At 44.0% G+C, this 11254-nt stretch carries 12 protein-coding genes and 1 pseudogene; 1 reads left to right on the forward strand and 12 read right to left on the reverse strand.

The window, feature by feature from the left end; translation table 11 throughout:
- The first annotated feature begins 31 nt into the window (after positions 1-31).
- The gene (locus tag HNR31_RS04740) at positions 32-1189 is read left to right on the forward strand and encodes an aminotransferase A (RefSeq protein WP_181555114.1); all 1158 of its coding nucleotides are present in this window, start codon (positions 32-34) and stop codon (positions 1187-1189) included.
- 202 nt (positions 1190-1391) lie between these two features.
- On the opposite strand, the gene HNR31_RS04745 is transcribed toward HNR31_RS04740, so the two are convergent.
- From HNR31_RS04745 to HNR31_RS04800, 12 genes and pseudogenes are all read right to left on the reverse strand, one after another.
- Positions 1392-2375 carry a quinone oxidoreductase family protein gene (locus tag HNR31_RS04745; RefSeq protein ID WP_181555115.1) on the reverse strand — a complete coding sequence of 328 codons (984 nt, stop codon included), beginning with the start codon at positions 2373-2375 and terminating at the stop codon, positions 1392-1394.
- Between the two features lie 264 nt (positions 2376-2639).
- Positions 2640-2774 carry a hypothetical protein gene (locus HNR31_RS18560; protein WP_258561011.1) on the reverse strand — a complete coding sequence of 45 codons (135 nt, stop codon included), beginning with the start codon at positions 2772-2774 and terminating at the stop codon, positions 2640-2642.
- A 596-nt stretch (positions 2775-3370) separates the two neighbouring features.
- Positions 3371-4138: a 2-phosphosulfolactate phosphatase gene (locus tag HNR31_RS04755; RefSeq protein ID WP_181555117.1), complete on the reverse strand. Its 768-nt coding sequence runs from the start codon at positions 4136-4138 to the stop codon at positions 3371-3373.
- 9 nt (positions 4139-4147) lie between these two features.
- Positions 4148-5203: a phosphotransferase family protein gene (locus tag HNR31_RS04760; protein WP_181555118.1), complete on the reverse strand. Its 1056-nt coding sequence runs from the start codon at positions 5201-5203 to the stop codon at positions 4148-4150.
- A 19-nt stretch (positions 5204-5222) separates the two neighbouring features.
- Positions 5223-6101, reverse strand: a complete 879-nt coding sequence (locus HNR31_RS04765; protein ID WP_181555119.1) for a 3-hydroxyacyl-CoA dehydrogenase family protein — start codon at positions 6099-6101, stop codon at positions 5223-5225.
- Positions 6102-6149: 48 nt separating this feature from the next.
- Positions 6150-6655: pseudogene (locus HNR31_RS04770) on the reverse strand (TetR/AcrR family transcriptional regulator).
- A 21-nt stretch (positions 6656-6676) separates the two neighbouring features.
- On the reverse strand, positions 6677-7453 hold the full coding sequence (locus tag HNR31_RS04775; RefSeq protein ID WP_181555120.1) for an SDR family oxidoreductase: 777 nt from the start codon (positions 7451-7453) through the stop codon (positions 6677-6679).
- A 16-nt stretch (positions 7454-7469) separates the two neighbouring features.
- Positions 7470-8678 carry an acyl-CoA dehydrogenase gene (locus tag HNR31_RS04780; RefSeq protein ID WP_181555121.1) on the reverse strand — a complete coding sequence of 403 codons (1209 nt, stop codon included), beginning with the start codon at positions 8676-8678 and terminating at the stop codon, positions 7470-7472.
- A gap of 139 nt (positions 8679-8817) precedes the next feature.
- On the reverse strand, positions 8818-9684 hold the full coding sequence (locus tag HNR31_RS04785) for an NAD(P)-dependent oxidoreductase (RefSeq protein ID WP_181555122.1): 867 nt from the start codon (positions 9682-9684) through the stop codon (positions 8818-8820).
- Between the two features lie 74 nt (positions 9685-9758).
- Positions 9759-9974: a TM2 domain-containing protein gene (locus HNR31_RS04790; RefSeq protein ID WP_181555123.1), complete on the reverse strand. Its 216-nt coding sequence runs from the start codon at positions 9972-9974 to the stop codon at positions 9759-9761.
- 114 nt (positions 9975-10088) lie between these two features.
- Positions 10089-10874: an SDR family oxidoreductase gene (locus tag HNR31_RS04795; protein ID WP_181555124.1), complete on the reverse strand. Its 786-nt coding sequence runs from the start codon at positions 10872-10874 to the stop codon at positions 10089-10091.
- Positions 10875-10988: 114 nt separating this feature from the next.
- The gene (locus tag HNR31_RS04800) at positions 10989-11186 is read right to left on the reverse strand and encodes a hypothetical protein (protein ID WP_220129402.1); all 198 of its coding nucleotides are present in this window, start codon (positions 11184-11186) and stop codon (positions 10989-10991) included.
- Positions 11187-11254 lie beyond the last annotated feature (68 nt).

Genomic DNA, 11254 nt, shown 5'->3' on the forward strand with positions numbered 1-11254 from the left:
AAAGATACCATCATGGAAGGATGAATAATTCGTGGAACATCTCATTCACTCACGTGTCAAAGACATTGAAATATCTGGAATACGCAAATTTTTTAATATGGTGTCTCACCACCCTAATCTTATTTCTTTAACGATTGGCCAACCAGATTTCCCTACCCCGGAACATGTGAAAGAAGCAGGGATAGAAGCGATTTCCAACAATTTCACGACATATACCCATAACGCTGGATTTCTCGAGCTGCGCCAAGCGGCTTGCGATTTTGTCCGCGAGAAATATAGCTTGGACTATAGTGAAGAGGAAGTCATTGTCACTGTAGGAGCAAGCCAAGCGCTCGATATCGCGTTTCGCACGATTTTAGAAGAAGGAGTAGAAGTAATTTTACCGGGGCCGGTGTATCCAGGATATGAGCCGCTTATTCGCATGTGCGGTGCAAAACCGGTGTATGTTGACACGCGCGGCAATGGATTTCGTCTCTCTGCGGACCTCGTTGCTCCTTATATCAATGAGCGAACTCGCTGCATCGTGCTACCATATCCATCAAATCCAACGGGAGCAACACTATCGGAACAGGAACTTCTTGAATTCGCTCACTTACTGAAAGATCGACCAATTTGGATTTTATCAGACGAAATCTATAGCGAGCTCGTTTACTCGGGACGTCATTATTCCATCGCTAAATGGCTTCGCAATCAGACGATTGTCATTAACGGACTGAGCAAATCGCATTCGATGACAGGATGGCGTATCGGGTTTGTGTTTGCTCCTTCGTTTTTAATGAAACACATGTTGAAAGTGCATCAATATAGCGTGTCGTGTACGTCTTCGATCTCACAGAAAGCTGCATTCACCGCCTTAACGGCTGGAAAAGACGATGCAGAAGAAATGCGGAAGCAATATAAAGAACGAATGGAATACACCTATGATCGGCTTGTCAATATGGGGCTTCATGTTGAAAAACCGACCGGGGCATTTTATTTATTTCCATCGATAGCTTCATTTGGTCAACCGTCATTTGATTTCGCTCTTGATTTAGTCAACCAAGCAGGTGTCGCCGTCGTTCCCGGCAGTGCTTTTTCCCAATATGGAGAAGGGTACGTCCGCCTTTCATACGCCTATTCGTTCGAAACGTTAAAAGAAGGATTAGATCGACTTGAGCGGTACATATACGAAAAGCAAAAGCAAGCTTAGTCGCAATCAACAAAAGAGGTGAGAACTAGCTATATGCTGGCTTCTCACCTTTGTTCGGATAATAAGAAAATATAAAAATATTAAAAGAGAACAGTCTAACTCTCATGCGTGAAATAACCTTCGTCTTTGAAATGGCAAGCGCTTTTACAGACAAAGAACATTTGGGCTTCGAGAGCTATCCGCAGCGCTTGCGCTTTCTTCATTATGGAACGAGAATGAGTTTTCCGTATGTTTGTCGCGATTGTAATAAACGGTGTACATCGGCTGCTTGGTCAAGCGGATACACGCCGCCAATCGTCAACTGCAATGCCCCTGTTTGTACATATGTCAATAATTCCTGTAAACTTTGTTGATATAATTTGGATTTTCTCATGATTTGCGGTAAAAAGAAACCAATGACTGATAAATTTTTTCCCATCAAAACAGAAGGAGTCATCTTCGTAAACTGTCCGCTTGCGACTCCGTAAACGACAAGACGACCAAACGGCGCTAAACAAGCTAATGTTTGATGGAAAATGTCGCCCCCTGCCATCTCAAGAGCAACGTCGACTCCTTGTCCATTTGTATGGGCAAGAACACCTTCGCTCCATCCTTCTTTCGTATAGTTAATAAGAACATCAGCGCCGAGACGTTTCGCGATTTCCAGTTTTTCCTCTGTGCTTGCAGTAGCGACGACTTTCTCGGCACCGAACAATTTCGCAAGCTGGACAGCGATCGTTCCGACTCCTCCCGCAGCGGCATGAATCAACACCGTCTCCCCTGCTTCCAAGCGTCCCATCGTCTTTAAAATATGGTAAGCGCTCAATCCTTGAAGCGGAAGAGCAACAGCGGTATGAAAATCCATCCCCTCCGGAATCGGAATTACTCCTCGTTCATCTGCAAGCGTATACTCAGCATATCCTGTTGCATCATCGGAACCGAGCAATGTGACAACACGCTGTCCGACTTGAACGGATGTGACGTCCTCTCCGACTTCACGTACAATCCCAGCGACTTCAGCGCCAGGAACAAACGGGAGAGGCGTCGGGATGACATATTTTCCCTCGCGTCGCGCCGTATCCGCATAATTGACGCCGATCGCTTTCACTTCAATTAATACATTTCGCCCCGATGGTTTTGGAGTTTCTATCTCCACGACTTGCAATACTTCCGGTCCGCCGTATTGCATAAATTGGATCGCTTTCATTGTAACTCTCCTTCCAGTATCATTATGAACGAAAAAAGACTGGCCACATTGAGAGATGATCAGAAATACAGCGATTTCGCTCAATCGCTTGTCTGCCGCCCAGCTCATTAAGCCATTCGGATAAAATGATAACCGTGACTTCGGCTCCTTTGTCATGTTGACGATGGGCCATTTGCTATGTTTTTCTACACTAGCTAATACCTCGGTCAATATAAATATATGCGGCGGCTAGCCATTCCTTCTTTCGTTTTCTCTATTTCACGCCTATTCAGCGGCATGTAAATAAGTGACGATGTCAGCTAATTTCATGATCACTTCTTGCTGTCCCAATATATCATTTTTCGTATGCTTCATAAGCGATGCAAAACAGGCAAGCAGCACATTCTGCATCGTACGCACCGCTCTCCGCTCACGTACTAACGGTTCTTACCACATAAGTAACGGCATCTGTAACTGTTAAACAGCTCGATAAATCATTGGCTCGATCACAATTTCTCCTTTCGTGATCTTTCAAAAGAAAATATAGGAATCCGTAGACGGTTAATGATGAATACGCAAATCTTGGTACATCCGTTCAATGCGCTATTCTTGAATAAATCCCAGCGTCACAACGTAATTGCAGTTCCTCGTCGACAACCGCATCCAACGTTTCGGAGCCGAATACAAATCACGCATTCGCTTGCGTATTTATCTTCCAACAATTGTTTCGACATTACAGCGATTCCGCAGAAAAAATGCGCTCGGCCATGTCCGACACTTTTTCGTCATCGTAGATTCTGCGATGGGCAGCACGAATTGCCTCCGTTCATTCGTATAACGAAGCTCCAATTCAAGCACATACTTCCACAAAGCCGAGGTTCAATACGTTGCATTGTTCGATATCGAATAAATACAGTTCTACCCCTTTTGTCACAAACTGTATTGCTGTTTCCGATGTCATGCGATGTTCTTATATCAATTTTTCCGGCGTAAAAATATCGTTTGCGCCGTTGCCTTCATAAAGAAAATGACCGCCTCGTCACATCGGTAATCTCTCCTCCCCATTTCGTTTTTTGAAAAAGCGGAATGACGGACGTCGTTCCTTGTTCGCTAATATAATCGATGTCCGACTCAAGTCCATGCGCCATTAGCCATCGTCCGACACCCGCTGATTTTAAAATCGTTCTTCCGCTGCTTACTGTTCTGTATTGCTGATAAAAAAGAAATGCCGCCGCTGCCGAGTCAGATAAATCATTGAGAGAAATGCCGTTCATCAGCAAACAAGCAATGAAATATCCTGCTCCGTAAAAATCTTCTAAGCAAAATCTGCCTGAAGAACCGGCACATATTGCAACAATCGTTTCTGTTTCGTGATGGCGACAAATATGTCGGGCAAGCGCTTGGCCGTTTAATAGACTTCCAACGTAAAGGTGAGACGCTGCCATCGCTTTACGAATGGCGACCGTTCCATTGGTTGTTGATAACACAATCGTCTTTCCTTCACTAATGTCTTTTAAGGAGAGCGGAGCCGGGGAATGAAAACCACCAATCGTCCTTCCTTCATACTCTCCGACAAGTTCGTAGCTATCGTTTGGAAGCAAGCGCGCATGCTCTTTTGCTTCCAAGCCGCTCACAGCAGGAATGACTGTTTTTGCCCCAAACGAAAGAGCCGCCGTAATCGTCGATGTCGCTAGTAAAATATCAAACACGACGGCGATTTTATGATTCGCTAATGCCGTTTCGTCAATATCTTCTTTTCGGAATAAGAGATGAACTTTTGCCATACATTCACCTCAACGAAGCGAAAGCTGCCAAGCGTATTGGATGAGCGATTGCACAAATTGGCCGAAGTGGCGGAAGCGTTCATCGTTTGTTTGTCCACGTCGGAATCGGTAATAAATTTGCTGACAAATGACCGCTAGTTTAAAATAAGCAAACGTTAAATAAAAATGAATATGCGACACATCGCGTCCACTTTTTTCAGCGTATGTTTGAATAAACTCATCGCGTGTATAAAATCCCCGAAAAACAGTAACAGGCGGTTTTCCTAATCCATTTTTTAAAAACGGTGGATCGTCATCTTGAATCCAGTAGCTCATCGCTACCGCTACATCTGCAAGCGGGTCGCCCACCGTCGTCATCTCCCAATCGAACAATCCGACAATGTTTGTCACATCATCTTCTGCAAATAAGGCGTTATTTAATTTATAGTCATAGTGGATCACGGTTGCTTCGCTCGTTGCCGGAATATGTTGAATGAGCCATTTCATTAATGCATCCACTTCCTTCAACTCGTCCGTTTTCGCCCGTTCATACCGCTGAATCCAGCCGTGTACTTGCCGCTCCATAAATCCAGCCGGTTTCACCATCTCTGCTAAACGGGTCTTTTTATAATCTAACCGATGCAGTTCAACAAGCGTATCAATCATTGTTTCTGAAATATTCCGACATATTTCTTGTGTCGGATTGATATGGGACGGAAACTCCGTATCTAAGACAATACCTTTTCGCCGCTCCATGAGAAAAAACGGACTTCCAATAACGGACTCATCACCACAAAACAAAAGCGGTTTCGGCGCAAGCGGAAAAAGCGGATGAATCTCTTTTAACCATTCAAACTCCCGTTTCATATCGTGTGCTTTCGGAGCCACCGGGCCGAGCGGCGGCCGCCGCAACACGGCTTCCCATTCACCATTTGACAGCAAATACGTTAAATTCGAATGTCCAGCTGAAAATTGTTGAATACGAAGCGTTCCGTCCGGAAAATCAGGAAGCGCCATTTGTAAAAAGCGCATCAACTTCTCTACGTTCAACTCTTCCCCTTTACGAACTGGGATAATAGACGCCATATGATTTTCTCTCCTTCCATTACGAACGGTTGAGCGGCTGTTTTTCATATACATACCATCCTCTTCCTGTTTTCCGACCAAGATGCCCTTGTTTTACTTTTTCTTCAATACAAGCAAACGGTCTATCTTCCGGATCTCCCGTTTCTGCATACCGCTGCTGCATGACATAATACACGACATCAATTCCTGATAAATCCATTAATTCAAATGGTCCGATCGGATGGTTCAATGCTTTTTTGCAAATCAAATCAATATCTTTAAAATCAGCAATACCCTTCTCATACAGTGCAACCGCTTCTCGCTGAAGCGCTCCTAAAATGCGATTGGCAACAAAACCGGAAATTTCTCTGCGCAACAATACGCCTGTGCGGTTGATTTGTTTGCATACGTCCATTGTAATGTGCGCTGTTTCATCTGACGTTTGCTCACTCATCACTACTTCAATGCAATCCATCACAAGCGGCGGAAAAAAGAAATGCATGTTAATCACTTTATCAGTTCGATTCGTCACATCGGCAATGAGCGAATTGACAATGGTTGAACTGTTTGTCGCTAAAATGGCATGGGCGGGGGCGAACCGATCCAATTGCGCAAATACTTCTCGTTTGACATCTAATTTTTCAACGACCGCTTCAATGACAAAATCGGCCTCTTTTACTGCCTCTTCTAAACTGGTTGTGAATGATAATCGCGAGAAAGCCGCCTCCTTTTTCTCTTCAGTGATTTTGCCTTTATTCACCCATTTGTTCATAATGTCTTCAAGCGTCGCTTTCGCCTTCGTTAACGCATGCTCATGAATATCTTGTAGCTTCGTCGCATAACCGCCTAACGCACATAACATTGCGATTTGATGCCCCATCGAACCAGCTCCGATGACAGCAATCGTTTGAATCGTCATATAAAATCCTCCTTCTTTTTCCTGGATAGTTAGCATGTTGAAAACAAGCTACTTGGTACCGCTTCTTACCAAGTAGCTGCTTTGTTCACTGTTTTTCATTCCTTCTAAAGATTGTTTCGCAACTTCTTTGTCACTCAGTTCGCCGTTGGGATGAAAGCATTGATATCTCTATCTCCAATTTACTGCTCCTAAAATCGGCAGCACGTAAATCGCTGCGAAACTCTCCCATTTGTATTCTTTGTTCAATGAACGCTTGCAGTTCGTAGCGAAATTGGTCGCGTTTTTCACAATATCCTGTAAAAACCTCTTGCTTATCGCGAAAGAAAATACACGCTTGTCTTTCCTGTTTCTTGATGCTATGAATGAGCATATACACGATTTCGAACAATTTTTCTTCCGCTGTTTTCGTTTGGTCTTGGATAATTTGTTTTGGTTTCTCTAGCAATCCTTCAATATAGCGAAGATGAATGTCTGTCACCAATTCTTCTTTACTCTTAAATATAGTAGTAAAGCGTCCCTTTTATAATCTCCAAAACATCGACAATATCTTGAATTGAAGCTTTTTTCTTACTCCTTTAACAGTAGGCGTGTGTGCCGCCGTCAACAACAAGTAAAGACCCCGTCACAAAATCGGAAGCGCTTGACGCCAAAAACAACACCGCTCCCTTCAAATCATTTTCGCTTCCAAATCGTTTCAGCGGCGTATTTGCTAAAATTTGCTCGCTCCCGCGTTCAATCACTACCTTTGACATCTTCGTCGGGAAAAATCCAGGAGCAATCGCATTGACGTAAATACCGTATTCCCCCCATTTGACCGCTAAATCTTTTGTAAACGTAATGACTGCACCTTTGCTTGTGTTATAGGCAATCGTATTCATAACGGCTGGATTCGTTCCGCCAAGACCGGCCACGGAAGCAATGTTAATGATTTTTCCGCAGCGCTGTTTCATCATTACTTTCCCAACAGCCTGGCTCATCAAAAATGTTCCAGTTACATTCACATTAATGACTTTTTTCCATGCCTCAAGCGGCATCTCCTCCACTGTTGCTCCCCACGTCGCTCCGCTGTTATTCACTAAAATATCGATTTGTCCAAATTCACGCACTGTTGTTTGAACGACCGCTTCGACATCATCCGGATTCGTGACATCGCATTTTAAAGCAAGAGAGCGAACTCCTAATTGTTCTAGTTTTTCTTTTACTTCTTCACACGCTTCAACCTTTCGTGAACAAACAACGACATTCGCTCCTGCCTCCGCTAGTCCAATTGCAATTTGTTCGCCAAGACCGCGCCCGCCGCCTGTGACGATCGCTGTTTTTCCAGTTAATTTAAACAATTCAAGAACATGCATCAACGATCCTCTCCCTTCATTGATATTTTCGCAGTTCTAGTTTTGCAATTTGTGCTTTGTGCACTTCATCAGGTCCGTCAGCCAGCCGCAGCGTTCTCGCGTTTGCCCAATGTGACGCAAGCGGGAAATCCTCGCTCACCCCGGCAGCGCCAAACGCTTGAATTGCCCTGTCGATAACTTTTAGTGCCACATTCGGAGCGACGACTTTAATCATTGCAATTTCCGTTCTCGCCGCCTTATTTCCAACAGTATCCATCATATAAGCTGCTTTTAATGTCAGTAAGCGCGCTTGCTCAATTTCGATGCGCGATTCGGCAATCCAATCTTGAATGACCCCTTGTTCGGCAAGAGCTTTTCCGAAAGCGACGCGTTTTTGCACGCGCTCGCACATGAGCTCAAGCGCCCGTTCTGCCGCACCAATCAAACGCATGCAGTGGTGGATTCTCCCAGGTCCTAGACGCCCTTGCGCAATCGCGAACCCTTTTCCTTCCTCCCAAATGATATTTTCTTTCGGGACGCGCACATGATCGTACGTAATTTCTGCATGACCGTGTGGCGCGTGATCATAGCCGAACACCGAAAGCATTCGTTCTATTTTCACGCCCGGCGTATCAAGCGGCACAAGAATCATTGATTGTTGTTCATGTTTTGGCGCGTTTGGATTCGTTTTTCCCATCACGATGGCGATTTTGCAGCGCGGATCACCTGCACCGGATGACCACCATTTCCGTCCGGTAATGACATATTCATTACCATCACGGATGATGCTCGCTTGAATGTTTGTCGCATCACTTGACGCCACATCAGGCTCCGTCATTGAGAAACATGAACGGATTTCGCCGTTTAATAACGGCAACAACCACCTTTGTTTTTGCTCCTCCGTGCCGTAACGAACAAGCACTTCCATATTTCCCGTATCGGGAGCGCTGCAGTTAAACACCTCAGGGGCGATCAGAGAGCGCCCCATCATTTCACAAAGCGGCGCATATCCAAAATTTGTCAAACCCGCTCCATATTCGCTGTCAGGTAAAAACAAATTCCATAAGCCTTCTTTTTTTGCTTTTTCCTTTAATTCTTCAATAATCGGCGGGACAGCTGACCAACGTGTTTCCAGCGCATTTAATTGCTGCTCATAGACTTTTTCATTTGGATAAATGTACTGTTCCATGAAAACGCTTAATTTTTTTAACAGTTCCTTCACTTTCTGCGAATACATAAAGTCCATCTATATCCCCCTTATACTGACCGGTTAGTATGTAACGTTACTTTTACTATAGACCCATTTATATAAATATTCAATATTTTTTGATAAATAACTAAAAAAGAAAGACATCTTCTCCGTTAAGATGTCTTTCCAGCATAACTTATTTATTGACATACTTTTTATATAATGCATGCGTGCCGCTATTTTCTTCACCCTCTGCAGCCAATTCTTCATACATCGCTTTGGCTAGGGCAAGCCCCGGCAGATGCAAATTCATTTTTTCCGCTTCGTCTAAGGCGATTTTCATATCTTTAATAAAATGTTTGACGTAAAATCCCGGTGCGAAATTTCCGGAGATCATTCGTGGCGCTAAGTTGCTCAACGACCAGCTTCCGGCTGCTCCTTGAGAAATACTTTCAAGCACTTTCCACGGATCAAGGCCGGATCGTTTGGCATAAGCCAGCGCTTCACAAACACCGATCATATTCGTCGCAATCGCAATTTGGTTGCACATTTTCGTATGCTGCCCAGCCCCCGCTTTTCCTTGAAGAACAATGTTCGTACCTAGCACTTCAAAAATCGGTTTGCATTCGCGAAACGCCTCTTCGTCGCCGCCGACCATAATCGTCAAGCGCCCTTCTTTCGCTCCAATATCCCCGCCGGAAACAGGAGCATCTAACGCAAATACGTTTCGTTCTTTCGCTGCTTTATAGATTTTTTCAGCCAGCGAAGGAGTAGAAGTTGTCATATCAATCAGATATGTACCTTCTCTTGTATTCGCAATTAAGCCGTTCTCACCAAAATAAACTTCCTCTACATCACGAGGATAGCCGACCATCGTAATGACAATATCCGCTTCTTTCGCTAGCGCAGCGACCGTATCTCTCCAACCAGCTCCTTCACTCAATAAATCTTCGGCCTTTTCTTTCGTGCGCGTATACACAATCAGTGGGTAACCCGCTTTTAATAAGTTGCGCGCCATGCTTTTCCCCATCACACCAAGGCCAATGAAACCAATTGTTTTCATGGTTGTCCTCCTTATGAACCTGAGTATTTCCTTTTATTGTATCACACAAGAAAGAGCCTTGGTTGCCCAAAGCCCTAATCTTCTAGATGATAGTTGTATTTCTGATTAAATTTTTCGTCAGATTTAACTAAATAGAGGATTCCTTCAATGAATCCGATAATACTCGGAATTCCGGTCCACGAAAATAATAGATATAGAATGCCTTGCCCAAGCTTTCCTAAATAAAATTTATGAATGCCAAGCCCGCCTAATAAAATCGCTAAAAGCCCCGCTACGATTTTGTTTTTCAAAACGTCTGACTCCTTTCTCTACAAAGGTGCATAGTTCATTTGTATTCACCTTTGTAAGAAAGTAGCACCGCAACACGAATGCCTCTCTCGACGTCACTTAAAGACAGGGGGGCGTTAAATCGATTTCACCATGCCACCGTCAACAATGAAAGACTGACCTGTCATATATGAATTCGCTTCGGAAAGAAGGAACGTCACGACATTGGCGAATTCCTCTGGTGTACCGTAACGCCCAAGAGGAATCATGTTTTTCATGCGTGTTTCCATTTCTTCCTTCGAGATACCAAGCTTGTCGGCATTTATCTTGTCTAAAAACGCCACTCGCTCGGTGGCAATTCGTCCAGGAGCGACCGTATTAATTAAAATGTTGTATGGAGCAAACTCGGTTGCCAATGTTTTCGTTAAACCGACGATGCCAGTGCGGAATGTGTTGGATAAAAGCAATCCGGGAATCGGCTCTTTAATCGATGAAGAAGCGATATTGACAATTTTTCCTCCCTGTTTCTTTAAATACGGAAGCGCCTCGCGAATGATGCGAATATAGCTTAATAAATTGAGTTCAAATGATTTATACCAATCTTCATCGCTGATCGTTTCAAACGTTCCCGCCGGGGGACCGCCGGCATTGTTCACTAGCAATTCAATCGTTCCATAGGTTTCGACCGTCTTTTTCACAAGGCGTTGAATATCTTCCACGTTTGTTACATCAGCTTGAACGTAAGCGACATTTCCTTTATGTAAGGCACGTAATTCTTTTTCTACCTCTTTTAATCTTTCTTCATCTCGGCTTGTAATCATGACATTGGCACCTTCTAGTACAAGCTGACGGGCAATCGCTTTGCCAAGCCCCTGACTGGAAGCAACGACAAGGGCCGTTTTTCCTGCTAATTGCAATTCCATGCCTTCACACTCCCTGTTGTTTTTACTATTATTATAACATTTCGGCATACGCCTCCTCTTTCCTTCTTCAAATGATAAGAATTTGATTATGAAAAGGCGATCCGTGTTGACGAATCACCTTTCTGTCCCTTCCTTCATTGAGCAAAACTGTTCCATTTGCAGATTCACTTTCACTGTTTCCGCTTCAAATGAATGTTTTCGCTCTATAGGTTCGACTCTCACTTCAGCTGTATCGCTGCCTATTGCAAGCGTGCCATTAATGACTTTTTCACGCTGTCCGTCAAAATGAGGAGGCATGATCGTTTTATCCACATCCGGCATCATTTATATTCTTTCATTCGATAAAAAAATGCACCCTCTTCTCCATTACGAAGAATTCG

Source organism: Thermaerobacillus caldiproteolyticus (assembly GCF_013761245.1).
Taxonomy (GTDB): Bacteria; Bacillota; Bacilli; order Bacillales; family Anoxybacillaceae; genus Thermaerobacillus; species Thermaerobacillus caldiproteolyticus.

Bases quoted from the DNA above. Each gene is read 5' to 3' on its own strand.
- HNR31_RS04745 (WP_181555115.1), bottom strand. From the start codon at position 2,375: ATGAAAGCGATCCAATTTATGCAATACGGCGGACCGGAAGTATTGCAA.
- HNR31_RS04755 (WP_181555117.1), bottom strand. From the start codon at position 4,138: ATGGCAAAAGTTCATCTCTTATTCCGAAAAGAAGATATTGACGAAACG.
- HNR31_RS04760 (WP_181555118.1), bottom strand. From the start codon at position 5,203: ATGGCGTCTATTATCCCAGTTCGTAAAGGGGAAGAGTTGAACGTAGAG.
- HNR31_RS04765 (WP_181555119.1), bottom strand. From the start codon at position 6,101: ATGACGATTCAAACGATTGCTGTCATCGGAGCTGGTTCGATGGGGCAT.
- HNR31_RS04775 (WP_181555120.1), bottom strand. From the start codon at position 7,453: ATGCATGTTCTTGAATTGTTTAAATTAACTGGAAAAACAGCGATCGTC.
- HNR31_RS04780 (WP_181555121.1), bottom strand. From the start codon at position 8,678: ATGGACTTTATGTATTCGCAGAAAGTGAAGGAACTGTTAAAAAAATTA.
- HNR31_RS04785 (WP_181555122.1), bottom strand. From the start codon at position 9,684: ATGAAAACAATTGGTTTCATTGGCCTTGGTGTGATGGGGAAAAGCATG.
- HNR31_RS04795 (WP_181555124.1), bottom strand. From the start codon at position 10,874: ATGGAATTGCAATTAGCAGGAAAAACGGCCCTTGTCGTTGCTTCCAGT.